At 52.9% G+C, this 13,406-nt stretch carries 10 protein-coding genes and 2 pseudogenes; 7 read left to right on the top strand and 5 right to left on the bottom strand.

The genetic code is table 11. The features are described from left to right. Window positions 1-726: 726 nt before the first annotated feature. The 4 genes from K6N12_RS33280 to K6N12_RS33265 all read left to right on the top strand — a co-directional run bounded on the left by K6N12_RS33280 (window position 727) and on the right by K6N12_RS33265 (window position 4,816). A complete protein-coding gene (locus tag K6N12_RS33280) occupies window positions 727-2,013 on the top strand; it encodes a lysine N(6)-hydroxylase/L-ornithine N(5)-oxygenase family protein (protein WP_004677776.1) in 1,287 nt (428 codons plus the stop codon). An 81-nt stretch (window positions 2,014-2,094) separates the two neighbouring features. Continuing rightward, on the top strand, window positions 2,095-2,874 hold the full coding sequence (locus K6N12_RS33275) for a phytanoyl-CoA dioxygenase family protein (RefSeq protein WP_004677773.1): 780 nt from the start codon (window positions 2,095-2,097) through the stop codon (window positions 2,872-2,874). A gap of 21 nt (window positions 2,875-2,895) precedes the next feature. Then, a complete protein-coding gene (locus K6N12_RS33270; protein WP_004677772.1) occupies window positions 2,896-3,225 on the top strand; it encodes a cupin domain-containing protein in 330 nt (109 codons plus the stop codon). A gap of 1 nt (window position 3,226) precedes the next feature. Continuing rightward, on the top strand, window positions 3,227-4,816 hold the full coding sequence (locus K6N12_RS33265; protein ID WP_074063730.1) for a class I tRNA ligase family protein: 1,590 nt from the start codon (window positions 3,227-3,229) through the stop codon (window positions 4,814-4,816). Window positions 4,817-4,927: 111 nt separating this feature from the next. Here K6N12_RS33265 and K6N12_RS33260 read toward each other — a convergent pair. Beyond that, window positions 4,928-5,095 (bottom strand): annotated as a pseudogene (locus K6N12_RS33260) (IS3 family transposase); the annotation flags it as partial. Between the two features lie 387 nt (window positions 5,096-5,482). Between K6N12_RS33260 and nodD2 the strand changes: the two are divergent. Further along, window positions 5,483-6,439: a transcriptional regulator NodD2 gene (nodD2, locus tag K6N12_RS33255; protein ID WP_004677768.1), complete on the top strand. Its 957-nt coding sequence runs from the start codon at window positions 5,483-5,485 to the stop codon at window positions 6,437-6,439. Window positions 6,440-6,848: 409 nt separating this feature from the next. Here nodD2 and nodD3 read toward each other — a convergent pair whose 3' ends face one another. Both nodD3 and K6N12_RS33245 read right to left on the bottom strand, forming a co-directional pair. Continuing rightward, window positions 6,849-7,757, bottom strand: a complete 909-nt coding sequence (nodD3, locus tag K6N12_RS33250; RefSeq protein ID WP_004677763.1) for a transcriptional regulator NodD3 — start codon at window positions 7,755-7,757, stop codon at window positions 6,849-6,851. 151 nt (window positions 7,758-7,908) lie between these two features. Further along, window positions 7,909-8,934 carry an LLM class flavin-dependent oxidoreductase gene (locus tag K6N12_RS33245; RefSeq protein WP_004677759.1) on the bottom strand — a complete coding sequence of 342 codons (1,026 nt, stop codon included), beginning with the start codon at window positions 8,932-8,934 and terminating at the stop codon, window positions 7,909-7,911. A 900-nt stretch (window positions 8,935-9,834) separates the two neighbouring features. Between K6N12_RS33245 and K6N12_RS33240 the strand changes: the two are divergent. After that, window positions 9,835-10,579 (top strand): annotated as a pseudogene (locus tag K6N12_RS33240) (transposase); the annotation flags it as partial. Window positions 10,580-10,734: 155 nt separating this feature from the next. Here K6N12_RS33240 and K6N12_RS33235 read toward each other — a convergent pair. Together K6N12_RS33235 and K6N12_RS33230 are read right to left on the bottom strand one after the other, a co-directional pair. Beyond that, entirely contained in the window at window positions 10,735-11,256 is a 522-nt protein-coding gene (locus K6N12_RS33235) for an aminoacyl-tRNA deacylase (RefSeq protein WP_004677747.1), read from the bottom strand. An 85-nt stretch (window positions 11,257-11,341) separates the two neighbouring features. Further along, window positions 11,342-12,037, bottom strand: a complete 696-nt coding sequence (locus K6N12_RS33230) for a DUF6875 domain-containing protein (RefSeq protein WP_004677746.1) — start codon at window positions 12,035-12,037, stop codon at window positions 11,342-11,344. Between the two features lie 354 nt (window positions 12,038-12,391). On the opposite strand from K6N12_RS33230, the gene K6N12_RS33225 reads away from it, so the two are divergent. Further along, window positions 12,392-12,934 carry a hypothetical protein gene (locus K6N12_RS33225; RefSeq protein WP_012489593.1) on the top strand — a complete coding sequence of 181 codons (543 nt, stop codon included), beginning with the start codon at window positions 12,392-12,394 and terminating at the stop codon, window positions 12,932-12,934. Window positions 12,935-13,406 lie beyond the last annotated feature (472 nt).

Raw genomic sequence — 13,406 nt, 5'->3', positions numbered from 1 at the left:
CAGAATGAACGCCTTCTGAGCGTCCGAAAACTGCGACGCTTTCATCGTCTTCTGGTCCCTTTCCCAGCCAGGAAAATGCACCGGAAAACTCTAACCAAAACTGGTCCAGTTTGAAGGGTTCAGATCAGCATCAGCCGCAACTTTCTACCAGCGCCGTCGCTTATCCGATCCGACGACCATGTCTATTTTGTGGGGGAGAACGGTGTTGCCGGTGGTCATGTTGGCGATCGGTGCTTGTACGTTCGCAGGCCTGTCCACGTTTCAAAGCATATATGCCGAAACGCGCGGACTCTCACCGAATGTCTTCTTTCTGACATTCACCGTCACGACTGTCACATTGCGATTCTCCGTCGCGGGTATGATCGGTAAGTTGCCGCTTGGGCGCCTAGCACTCACCCTCTTCGTGACGACACTGATTGGGATCGGACTTTTGGTTTTGAACCCGGGAAGCGAGCTGCTGTACGTCGTCGCCACCGTTCTCTTTGCGATAGGCTACGGTCTCACTTATTCGACCTTGAATGCGATGGTGGTGAACCTCGCTGGCGAACGTGGTCTGTCAATCTCAACGGCCTCCCAAGTCTTTACACTCGCTTATTTTCGTGGGTTCGTTTCAACATCGCAATCGCCAGTCAGACATTGTGGAGGGCGGTGTAGGAGACAGACGTCCTTCGATAATGATTTCCGTATCGCTGCCCACGTGCCCGCCCAACCAAAGGAAGTGTGTTTATGCAAGTGCTGGATCTCATCGGTATAGGCATCGGACCCTTTAATCTTAGTCTTGCAGCACTCGCGTGTCCGACGCCGCTGCGCACTGCCTTTTTCGAAAAGGAAAGCGGCTTCGATTGGCATCCTGGGCTGCTGCTGCCCAACAGTCGCCTGCAGGTATCTCCGCTGAAGGACTGTGTGACACTTGCAGATCCGACCAGTCCGTTTTCGTTTCTCAACTACCTCGCGGTGCATGGACGGCTGTACAGCTTCGTAAACCGGTGCGACGCGACCACGTCGCGAAGAGAGTTCACACAGTATTTCCAATGGGTTGCGCATCAGTTGCCACAACTCCGGTTTGGGGAGGAGGTTACCGACGTAACCAGATTAGACGAGGGTTACCGCGTGACGACGACTCGAGATCACTACCATGCACGCTCAGTTGCGATTGGCGTCGGTGTCGTTGCAACAATTCCCGAATGCGCCAAACCTTGGCTGGGCGAGAAGGTCTACCATGTGGCGAGCTATCTGGATCGGCCACAAATCGACATCGGTGAACGCGTATTAGTCGTTGGTGGGGGGCAGAGCGGTGCGGAGGTTGTTGAACACCTATTGGGCAGTCCGGGTATCGGTAAAATTACATGGGTGACGTCACGCGGGAACCTGTTCACGAGGGATGACAGCTCTTTTATCAACGTGTCATACACGCCGTCTTACAGCCAGCGCTTTCATTCGCTGCCACTTAAAAAACGTCGCACTATTGTCGACGACGAAAAACTCACCAGTGACGGCATTTCAGCAGAATTGAGCAACCGCATTTACGAAACTATCTATCACCGCAGCGCGACTGGCAATATTGACGATGTCATTCAACTGCTACCCGCAGTCGTCATGAAGGAGTTGTCTCCTCATGCGGACGGTTGGCACGCGCTGTTGGCTTCGCACGGCACCTGTCAGCGACCGACTGTAGTGGCTGATCGGGTCGTACTCGCCACCGGTTTCGAGCCTCGCCCGCTAGCGTTTATCGATCGCCTATTGGCTTCCGCTTCTATGGAAGGCGGTCTGCCGGTCGTGAAGGACGATTACTCCGTTCAATTCGAGGACAACGCCGCCGGCCAGGTATATCTGCAAAACCGATCCCCAGTCCAAAGTGGCTTGCAGAGTGTGAATCTATCGCTCGTCGCCTACCGAAACGGTCGCATCATCAATAGCCTGCTTCGGCGTGAATACTATCTGAACGTCCCAGATCGGCCGATCCTTGGGTGCCTAGGTTTACTTCCCGCTCAAGAGACACAAAACGCAAGATAACACTCCAGTGCAGTGCAGCTCGGGGCGCCTGCTCACGACGCAGCTTTACCAGGCGGCTTTAAATCTAAAAAGGAGTTACACATGTTAACCAAAGAACAAAAATCAACATGGGATGACGTTGGATACATTAGGATTGAGTCATTTCTCGATCTAGAAAGCCGAGATAAACTTTCAGCTCTTGTGGCTGATGTTTCGTGCTGGGAGACAAGTGAAGACAAATGGCTGATATGGTTCGAAAAAACAACTGACGGTAGGAGGATCATTTCGAAGGTCGAGAACTTCCTCGAATTTAACGCCCCCCTGCGTGATTTACTGCTGGCTGACCACCGTATCGAGTCGATCGTCGAAGAGTTACTGGGGGAAGATGCCCGCATGCTCAAAGAGTTGCTGATCTTTAAGTACTCCGACAGCGGCGGCTATCGCCCGCATCAGGACATCTACCATATCCCACATAAGCTACCAGACCGGATGGTGCACGCGATTGTTGCAATAGGCATCGACGATTCCGGCCCAGACAACGGAGGGCTTTTCTTCAGCCCCGGGAACCACAAAAAGGGCGTGTTCCCAATGGACGCCGGCGGCGTAATGTACCCCGAGGTCGCGGACAGGCTGGCCTGGGAGCCCGTAACGTGGAAGGCCGGTGACATTTTCATCTTTGACGACTATGCCCCACATTACTCAAAGCCCAACAAAAGTGAAAATTCTCGAAGGGTGATTTATCTCGTGTTCCAGCGTGCCTCAACTGGTGGGCCAACGAGGGCCGAATACAACAAACTGAAACGCGCCTACAACCCTCCCGAGGGCAAGGTCTCCAACATCGACGAGCTCAAGCCGCCGAACGGCATTTTCTATCGCGATTGAAGGCAGAGGACAGAGGCAAACATGTATACGAAACAGATCGACCGCTCAATCATGCGCCAGGAGTATGGCGTTCTGGTGTGCCGGTTACTTGAGCATCTACCGCAGGCAGTCGCAACGGCTTTCGGCACATCGATTGTGGAGGTGGTACCTGGCGATGCGGTCGATCTTCATTCGCACCCAGAGCACGAACTCTGGGTATTGATCTCGGGCAGCGGCGTGTTTCAATCCGATGGAGAAACCTCCGCAGTCAGTGGGGACACGATGGTCTATATAGCGCCGCACCAAAAACACGCGATCAAAAATAGCAGCCCTCAAACCAGCTTAAAGTTCCTTTCGATATGGTGGGATTGAATTGAGAGCAAACCAACATACTTTTTTTGCCTGCTCGGCGCCGCCGTGCCCGAACGGCAAGCTGCATCTTGGGCATATAGGTGGCGTGTACCTTCTCGCCGACGTGTTCGTACGCTACCACCGCATGGTAGGCAACGCGGCCTATCACGTGACAGGTGCGGACGAACATGGCACTTACACGCTGGTGAAAGCCCGAAAGCTTGGCAGGCCGGTTGATGACGTCGCACACATGCACATTGAAGAAATTCTGCAGTGTCTGCGGTCAGTTGATATTGAACCGGACGTATTTGTAAGGACTTCAAGCGAAGACCACAAAGACCGCAGCTTGGCGATCTACGACCAACTAAGAGCGTCCGGCTACGTTGAGCTGCGCGACGGAGAGCAACTGTATTGCGGGACGTGCGAAGAGTTCGCCGCAGACTCACTCGCGGTCGGAGAGTGTCCAGCTTGTAACGCGCCAACAGATAGTAACCTTTGCGAAGATTGCGGCTCGGCGCTGCAACACAATCTACTACGCAACCCGATTCACACGACATGCGGCCAGAGCCTTATCTTGCGCCCGATTCGACAGGTTCATTTTCAGCTTGAAAAATTTGCTCCGGGGCTCGATCACGCCATTGAGGCGAGCGGATGGCCGGAATCCATAAAGCGCAAAGAACTTGACTGGCTACGGTCAAAACTGATGGCATTGCCGATGTCGCGGCATTTCGACCGTGGTGTGACTTTGAACTCCCCGGTGGAGGTGGCAGGCCAAACTTTAATGACTTGGTTTGAAGGATTGTGGTGCTATGAGACAGGAATCGAACGCCTCTGCAAGCAAAATGGCGCAGATCTCGATGACACTATGCGCAACGCGAGCACGAGACTCGTATTCTTCATGGGTCAGGATAACCGGTTTTATTACACGATCGGCGTTACTGCTAGTTTGTTCTCGCGCGGTTATGCGATTCCATACAACCATGCAATTCAGGACTTTTATAAGCTCGAAGGGGCGAAATTTTCTACTAGCCGTGACCACGCTGTGTGGGCTGACGAGGTGGCAGCAGATATCGACACGAACGTGCTGCGCTACTATTTGGCTAGCATCGCCAAGCCATTTGGCGCAAACGACAACGATTTTCTGATCGAGGGGCTGCTTCAGACCGCGGCTAGAATTCGTGCTTTCGAAACGGCTTTGCGCAAGTACGCCGGATGTAACGAGACGCTGACGGCCGACAAGCTGACAGTCGAGCAGAACCACAATGTTAAACGATATTCCGAAGCGGTGCAGGACTTGCGCGTCTGGGATGCCATGGACGCCATAGACGCCTTTTTCGACGTTGCGTCTTTTTCAAGGGCAGATACCTCAGTCAGCGCAGCGGAAGTTTCCGTATTTCTAAGCCTTCTTAATCCTGTGACCCCGATGCTTGCGGCGCGGTATGGTGCTTTCTTTTTCGGAGCCGGATGGCGGCCGGGGCTCGATGGCGGCACTATCCGGCCAAGCACCGGCTTACGCAAACCGGTTGATTTCCCATTGTTTAGCGACCCGATTCCGGAAGCCTTCATAGAGGCTTATGAAAGACGATTTAGGCAAGTCCGGCCGAATTCTTAGCTTTTAATGACGGCAACCGCTTTGACGATCCCGAGGCGAGTAACGCGGACGCCGACCGGATGACGGCATCTCGATAGCGGAGAACGCAAGGCGGCAGTCGGGCGACCTACTTCGTTCCGAAAGGCCCACGACGGCTTTCTGGCGTGCGACGGCGTCGCGCTTGGCGGCGGGCCTTTCTATTTTTTTAAGGAGCTCGGGAAGTGGGGCCGTATCCAGGATCTGCTCGGCGAGCAGTCTCTTCAGTGTGGCGTTCTCTTCCTCAAGCGCCTTCAGGCGCGTTGATCTTTTCATCACAAATTACTGGCACGCCACCAATATCTTGAACATGCTTCCAAACAGAAGGAGCCCGCCAGTCGATAGCCAGCGTACGGCAAAGCCTCTCCGGTATCGCGATATGATGAACCTACTTCCGCCCATCCGTTCACTAGCATTTCATGTCGCTCGGTGACGCCGCTCCACATCGCCTATTGCTAAGGTGCCATTCGATATTTAAAGTGGATTATCTGCAACTATAACGTCTATCGTAACTATGCGGCCTACTTAATTGATCACCAAACTAACCTAAGCCTTTTCGACGAACCTTCATTGGATCTATGCTGGAAGGTTCTGTACTGGAAAAATCGATTGTTTGGATATAAAATATCCGTTGTTTGGATGTGACTAAAGATGCGTTTCAAGGGCCTTGATCTAAACCTGCTCGTTGCATTGGATGCGCTCACGACCGAGCGCAACCTAACGGCTGCCGCACGTAGTATCAATCTAAGTCAACCAGCAATGAGTGCCGCCATTGGTAGGCTTCGGGACTATTTCCGCGACGAATTGTTTACAATGAATGGTCGAGAACTTCGGCTGACGCCCCGTGCCGAAGGACTTGCCTCGGCAGTGCGTGAAACTCTCTTGCAGGTACAATGCTCAATCATCTCTTGGGAGCCGTTTAACCCGTCGAAGTCTGACAGATGCTTTAGAATAGTTCTGTCCGATTTCATGATGCTGATATACTTCAATAAAATCATTGAGCGAGTTGCTCGAGAAGCGCCCGCAGTCAGCTTTGAGTTGCTGCCTTTGGATAGTGATCCGTACGAGATGCTTAGCCGCGGTGACGTCGACTTCCTCATCGTGCCTGAATTTTTTCTCTCGGGCGCACACCCGAGCGCAAAACTGTTCACAGAGAAGTTTGTATGTGTAGCCTGTTCGACAAATGTGGACCTACCTTCAGCGCTGACGATCGAGCAATATGTCTCCACGGGACACGTCGCTGCCGCGTTTGGGCGCTTTTTGAAGCCATCGGTCGAGGGCTGGTTCTTGCTCGAGAATGGTATTCAGAGGCGGGTGGAGGTCGTCGTGCAAGGGTTTAGCTTAATACCACCAGTCCTGCGTGGCACGAACCGCATAGCTAACCTACCGCTTCGCTTAGTCGAGCATTACGAAAGTACTTTCCCTTTGCGGATCATCAACCTTCCGTTACCGCTCCCCGTCTTCACAGAAGCTGTTCAATGGCCAGCGCTCCATAATGCCGATCCAGGGAGCATCTGGTTCAGGGAGATATTGGTTGAGGAAGCTTCCCGTATGATGTCCTCCAACGCACCTAAAATACATGGGTTGCTACAACAATCCGGTTCCTGACCAAGGTTCCTGCTTGAGTAAGATCCGCCCGAGCCCGAATAAGTTCAACAGCCACCAAAGAGGCTTTTCAAAGGTATCCATCCGGGGAAGGCCCGCTGACCTTGCCCCCAAGTTTTATCCAGTTTTGAGTTCGCTCCGACGGTTTTGGGTTGCTGTATTTGCGGCGGTAGCGGCGGGTTGCGGTGCGGAGCAATTGTGGTCCCCCAGCACCCTTCGATTTGCCGCCGAAGGTGCTAGACAGCACGTCGCGCAATCGTCCGAAGGGCGGCCGATCGGCGACGGGCGTAGCGCTCAGCTTCGTCGATAAAATGGCCTGCGGGTCACTCACAGGTGGTGCCGTCTTCAGCTAATCGGCCGCGTCGCGGGTCGTCGCTCCCAATGCAGCCCAGCTTCCTAGGTTTCAGGATGGTCACGGCAATCGCGCTGCCTCCTGAACCATTATATCTCGCATCCAGATATTTGCCGGATCTTTGTCGTGAAGTACCGGCCATTGGACTGCCTCGGTGAATGTCGGCAGCGCTATCGGGGGCGCAGTCATCCGCAATGGTATCGTGTCCTCAAAAAGCCCAACTAGTCGTAACGGAACGGTTGCGATGCGATCGGTGCCCATTAGGGCGGCGGGGATCATGCTAAAGCTTGAAACAACGACTTCGACCCGCCTCTTGAGGCCATGCTCCTGCAAGAAGCAATCTTCTATGGTAGGCTGCTGCGTCCGACCGAACCTAACTACCGCGTGCCCCATTGAAGAATACTCCTCGGCAGTAAGGGCTTCCTCAAGTTGTTTGTTATTACTGCAGCCGACGCAAGTCAGTCGTTCCTGAAATAGATCTATCTTAGGGTGCGCGCTCGACATGAATAGCGGTGGGCTAATAAGGAAGTCTACGTCGCCGCGTCGCAAAAGCTCGTCTGGATTGTCAGTAAGAGGCAGCAAGTCAAAACTAATGCCGGGTGCTTCCCGCGCAAGACGCTCCAGTATCTTCTGAAAAAGAACAACTGTAACGAAATCGCATAAGCTTACTCGGAAATGACGATCTGATTGATCAGGAGTAAATTTATCCCAGGGTATGATATTGAGCCGAATATGCTGTAAAGCCTCACGAATCGCAGGCGCGAGGTCTTCCGCACGCGGAGTTGGAACGAACTCACGACCACGCATCGTAAATAGTTCATCGCGGAAATAGGAGCGGAGCCGGCGGACAGCTGCACTCATTGCGGGCTGGCTCAGATTAATGCTACGTGCCGCCGCAGTAAGGTTGCGCTCAATCATTAGTGCATCGAGCGCGACAAGGAGATTTAGATCGAGGCCCTTAAATCGCATATCTTTTAACTATCCAATAGTGCAGCCCATTCCACAATGGCTGTTCCTACGGCGATGGCTGAATTCGCCTTGACGCTCCTCAATCGATTTGAGGGCGCGGCCACAGAGACTTAATCTCTGTGATCGGAAAGCAACCTGAGGCCAGTCCAGATTAAGCCATAACTCCAGAGTGAACGCTCGTTGCAGTGTAATAGGAAGCCTCCAATGGCAAATCACCAAACGCCAGCTGGCAAAGAAGATAATTAGCACCTGCTTCCTCGACATGATCGAGAAGATCTTGCCTAACTGAAGCAGCAGTACCAACTACGCACAACTGACAGTCTACTGCTGCATCAAAATCCGGCGGGAGGTTCTGAGGAGTCTGTATCCCGTTAATCTCGTACAGAAACCTAAAGCTCCGAAGCCACCGTTGATAAGCCGGGGCCGCGAGCGAAATGGCATGCTTCGTCGTGCTGCCGGCCACCACCATTCGGACCAACCCAAGGAACGGCGCCCGTTTCCTGCCCCCGGCGGTACGTCTCTCGTGTGCTCGGTAGGCATCAGTGATCTGGCGAACAGCAGAAGCAGGGCCCCCGCAGGCAAGATTTGTATCGTTCTCAGCCGCCCAGCGCGCAACCTCAGGACGACTGGTTGTAATCCATGTCGGAGGCTGAGGACGTTGGTGTGGCCGCAACATCAACGGGACTTTGTCTAGTTCAAAGTGGTCGCCTTTGTAGGAAAGAGCCTGAGCTCCTTCCTTCATCGCTTGGATGACGATCTCGCTGGCTTCGAGATAGCGCGATGTCGCCACCTCCTCATCAATACCGAAAAAGCTCCATTCGATTGGTAAGGAGCCGCGCCCCATGCCCAACTCGAGCCTGCCACCGCTCAGATGATCCAGCATGCAAATTTCTTCAAACGCACGTAACGGATGATAAAGGTTCAACAGCATAACCAAAGGACCGAGACGAAGATGCTGCGTGCGCTGAGCTACGCTTGCTAGAAATAGATTCGGCGAAGGTCCTCTGCCGTGGGGAGTACAGTGGTGCTCTGCGACGTGATATCCATAAAAGCCAAGGCGATCGCAGACCTCTGCCAACTTCATCCGATCTTCATACTGGCGCCCAATCTCCCTTCCGTCTTCGTCCAAATGGTCGAAGATACCAACCATCAGCTTTGCGGGAAGAGAGTTTGTCATTTAAATGTCTCCAAGTTTGGCGGCGAATTTTCGGTGACCAAGACCGGAGGGTGGCCCCGATGTCTTTCGCCAGGAATCATCGAAAAGCTGCTGGTTCTAAAAAACGATGCTGACGCCGATGAGCTAATCATAATGCTCACGTTGAAATGACATTGAATCATTCGTATTCATGTATGACTTCGCGGTGGGTAACACCCCATCTCGCATACCCACAGCTCCGTTCACTTTTGAGAAGCCAAGGATTGGCAAGATCGGATAGTGGTTGTTCAGCTTTTGTGGCGACCCAAATGTGTTAAAGCTGGTATTCGGTTTAATGCGACGAGGCTCCTGCAGTAGGCGAAGAAAGGACCCAGAGCTATGTCTCGGCGCTTGATTGGCAGACGAGAGCGCCTTCTGCAGTTCCACGTTGGCCATGTTCGTCTCCATTTACCGGCCAGGTCTGTGACCTTGCCCTCGGCTGCTCTCGGTGGAGCAACATCATGGGGTCCCCAATTCATAATCGAGGTGTTTAATAACATCCCATGGCTTCGTAAAATTGATTGTTTGTATGGCATTGATCCACCAGGTGAATAACCAGGAATCTTCACCGTCAAAGGGTTGCTGATCGAACTAGCATACGGTCGACCCAGGCGAGATCACGGCCCCTTCCGAAGGTGGAAGGATCAGGAGCCAGTGCGGTTTTGGCCGCAGCGCAACAGCGCCGATACCAGAAATAGATGTGACGCAGTTGGCTTCCGCGTCTTTCGTGCACGCTGTTGTATGTCCTTAACATTCCCCATCTTAACTTCATAGGATCACAGGTTTTACGATAGGGAAATTGCTCTCAACCCTTCAAACTGGACCAATTTTGGTTAGAGTTTTCCGGTGCATTTTCCTGGCTGGGAAAAGGAACGGAACACGATGAAGGCATCGCAGTTTTCGGACGCTCAGAAGGCGTTCATTTTGAAGCAGGGTGATGAGGGCGTCTCGATCGCGGAGATTTGTCGCAAGGCGGGGATCAGTCAGACGACTTACTTCAACTGGAAGAAAAAGTACGCCGGCATGTTGCCGCCAGAGATGAAGAGGCGCAAGCAGCTTGAGGACGGGAATTCGCGATTGAAGAAGATCGTCGCGGATCTGACGTTGGACCGTGAGATGCTGCAGGACGCCATCCGCCGAAAGCTCTAAGGCCTGAGGGGTAGCGGGAGGTGGTGTCATGTGCCGCGATTGGGCGATCTCGATCCGGCGTGCCTGTGGCGCGTTGAACTTCGATCGGTCGACCGATCACTACATCTCTCGCCGCGCCGAGGCCGGTCTAGACCTGTGAGCGCGGGTGCGCTACGGCTATCGTCGCGTGCATGTGCTTTTGGAACGCGAGGGTTGGGGCACCAACATCAAGCGAACCTATCGCATTTACAGGGACTTGGGACTGCAGCTGCGGAATAAGACTCGGAAGCGCCGTGTTAAGGCGAAACTTCGCGAGGATCGGCAAATGGCTGTCGGACCAAATGACGTGTGGGCGATGGACTTCGTGCACGACCAGCTCGCAACCGGAAAGAAACTGCGGGTCCTGACGGTGGTCGCCACCTTCTCACGCTATGTTCCCGCGCTTGATCCGCCTCACAGCTATCGAGGTGAAGATGTCGTGCAGACGTTGGGACGGGTGTGACGATTTTCGTTATAGTGCGCACTATGAGTCCGATTACGCAACATACGTATTGAACCCTCATTCTCTAATCGAGGCGCCGTTACGTGGAACCGCATTTCCTTTCCCGAAGAAATAACCTACCTCACGGCATCTCTATGAAAGGTGACGAGGCGTTAGGTTTGACTGGCCCGTCCACGCGTCTGTAACGGCTGCCCGATCTTCCAAAGCATGCTTGTGTCGATCTCAAGCTCGACTCCAACCTTGCCCGCACCTGTGACTACGGTAGGATAAGAAAAAAGGGCGGTGTCGATCAGTACAGCGATCTTCTGGAGACCGAATGGTGATACGCTTCCTGACGGGTAGCCGAAGAGATCGAGTACCTGTTCTTTCTGAGCAAGCTCGGCTCGTTTCCATCCATACGTGCCAGCAACCGCTTTCATGTCAATCTTTGAAGGTGATGGCAGCAAAACGGCACAAAGGTGGCGCGCAGGATGAGACCGGCGCATCACATCGTTCGCTTTCTGCTCGGCAATAATCATCGTCTTTGCAACGCGCCCCACGGGAACGCCGATAGCGGAGGCTAAATCGGAAGGAGATGTAATAGGGGTGGCGAACTCACTATAGCGCCACAATCGTACCGTCGACGCTCCGATCTGGTGCAGTTCAGCAAGTACGTTCGGATGAACGTCCAACATAGTCGTTTCCTTCCGGTTCACCTGGTAGGACGATCGAGGATAGCTGTTTCAGCGACTGCGAGTACAGCCCTCTTGCGAGTAAGTTTCAGGCGGTTCGCTCCAAAAGCTGCCTAATGCGGCGGCGACCCTCGTTCCCAAAAATACTGAAGTAAGCCTCCAGGCACTTATCGCTATCGAGCATGAAAGGAGCATCATATTTGGTGATATGCCGAATAGCCAAGGCTGGAACCGTTGTGTCGAGCGGTCGAAACATCCTGTTGTGCAAACCGGGCTCCGGGCAACCTGGATAAAATTCACCGATCATGAAACCTTCCTGAATGAAGTCGGGCTTCAGCCGTTTTTGCAGTTGACCAATCCTGATAATCTCTCCTTCATCCTGTATTCCAGGAAGGGCAATGATAATGGCCTTATAGATCCAGTCGCCCGTTCGATCGTTGAAGGACTTTACGGGTTTCATCTGGCTGAAGACGGCGAGCATACGCGCCAAATCGTTTTCGATTTCGTCAACTGCAACAGCTTGCGACGCGGCAACCCGTAAAAGCCCCTTCGTCAGAGCCTCGGGAACGAAAGGGCAAACGCTCCCGTCCCGACCTAAATGAGGATGTGGATTGGAGAGGAATTCTGAGGCATACCGAGCAAATTTCTGAAGAGCTGCGTTTGCATACTCATCATAGGCGTTGTATCCCGCATCAATATTCTTTTCCAGAATTTCGCCCACTGTCATCAATGGACCAATCGTCCCGAAAGGTTGGCTGTAATCTTTCCAAATTTCTTTATTCATTTCGGATCCCTGGTTCGAAAAGCCACGTGCAAAACGGAAGGTCGGGCTCTTGCATGCCAGCTCGGGCGGCGGGCGAGCTGGTCGGGGGCCAATCAAGAGACCGACCTTCCATCGGAAGCGAAGCTCCCGAATTTTTGGTAGCACTCGTAGTTACACTTGTGTAACTGTTTTTTTAAATGGATGTGAAAACAAGAGCGGGGGCTCGTGCACGATGAAGGTTAGTCTCACGACCGCCCGCAAATTCTTATATTCGTCATAGTTATGAAGACATACATATGATAAATGTCGCCGCGATGGGATCCGGTAACAGGCTTTTGGTGAAAACAGAACGACCCATTGCGCAGAGGCGTGGCCGTGGCGAAGACAACACGAAGAGAAATATATACGCCAGAACAGATCGACGTCGGCGTAAAGCATAAGCTTGAGAAAATTGACTCGTTTTTGTCAGATCTCGTTAGCGAAAATTCCGAAGAAAAACTATTCCTGAGGAATATTCTTGGATTGATGCTTAAAGTATATCATATGGACGCCAATAACAAACCCATGACGAAGATGCAGGCGTGTCGCTATCTGCCTTTCAAAAACCAGACTGTTTGCCAAAAGTATGTCGAGGCAGCGCATTTGCGTGGGTTCATCGACATCACTCGGGATAAAACGGACAAACGGCGTCTGATTGTTGTTCCAAAGGAGCCGTTGGTTGTCTATGTCAATGAATATATAGCTGACTTCCTTGATGACTGCCGTAGAGCGATTGACAGTGCCGCTCAAGTAGCTACGCTTCCTGAGGAAGGGATGGCAACGGCAAGTTCTTCATCTATTGATAAATCGCCAGCGTCTTCTGGGGCACCTGTGGGTTCCTCTCAAAAGAGAGTCGATCGAAAAGCCAGGAAATTTTAGCGAGTTTTATTGTGGGAAAGCAAAAGTAAGAAGCCGGTCTCGCGCGCGTTTATCCTTTCATCAATCAAATGTTTCCTCCGTAAACAAGCTTCATCGAGGTAACCCGCTTCGCTTAACCGGCCTGACGGCCGGTGCAGGCGCTGCTAGGGGGAGCGGCTGTATCGTCGTTTCGGCCAAGAAACTGCGCGGGAAGTTCGGCGGCATCCTCAGCCTTATCACCTTGGCATTTACGCTATCTTTTTAGGCGAGGCGGAAACCGCTGACGCGGTCCTCCATCTCTTGGTCGAGACAGTGTGACCTGCCACTGAATTTTCATCCGGCGTCTGACCTGCCACTGAGAATTTCTGAACCGCTCCCAAACGTTGGACCACCGGATGCTAGAGTTTTCCGGCTTCATTCAGGGAGGCGGGCTGGTTGCGCCTCCCGAATTCACCAACGAGATCGGCACCTTGTTGCCGATCGCACCATGAGG

It is taken from the genome of Rhizobium redzepovicii (assembly GCF_019793435.1).
Classification (GTDB): Bacteria; Pseudomonadota; Alphaproteobacteria; order Rhizobiales; family Rhizobiaceae; genus Rhizobium; species Rhizobium redzepovicii.
The sequence above is the reverse complement of the archived record's forward strand: the minus strand, read 5'-3'. Positions and strand labels throughout refer to the sequence as shown.

Bases quoted from the DNA above. Each gene is read 5' to 3' on its own strand.
- nodD2 (WP_004677768.1), top strand. From the start codon at position 5,483: ATGCGTTTCAAGGGCCTTGATCTAAACCTGCTCGTTGCATTGGATGCG.
- K6N12_RS33275 (WP_004677773.1), top strand. From the start codon at position 2,095: ATGTTAACCAAAGAACAAAAATCAACATGGGATGACGTTGGATACATT.
- K6N12_RS33280 (WP_004677776.1), top strand. From the start codon at position 727: ATGCAAGTGCTGGATCTCATCGGTATAGGCATCGGACCCTTTAATCTT.
- K6N12_RS33270 (WP_004677772.1), top strand. From the start codon at position 2,896: ATGTATACGAAACAGATCGACCGCTCAATCATGCGCCAGGAGTATGGC.
- K6N12_RS33230 (WP_004677746.1), bottom strand. From the start codon at position 12,037: ATGAATAAAGAAATTTGGAAAGATTACAGCCAACCTTTCGGGACGATT.
- K6N12_RS33245 (WP_004677759.1), bottom strand. From the start codon at position 8,934: ATGACAAACTCTCTTCCCGCAAAGCTGATGGTTGGTATCTTCGACCAT.
- nodD3 (WP_004677763.1), bottom strand. From the start codon at position 7,757: ATGCGATTTAAGGGCCTCGATCTAAATCTCCTTGTCGCGCTCGATGCA.
- K6N12_RS33235 (WP_004677747.1), bottom strand. From the start codon at position 11,256: ATGTTGGACGTTCATCCGAACGTACTTGCTGAACTGCACCAGATCGGA.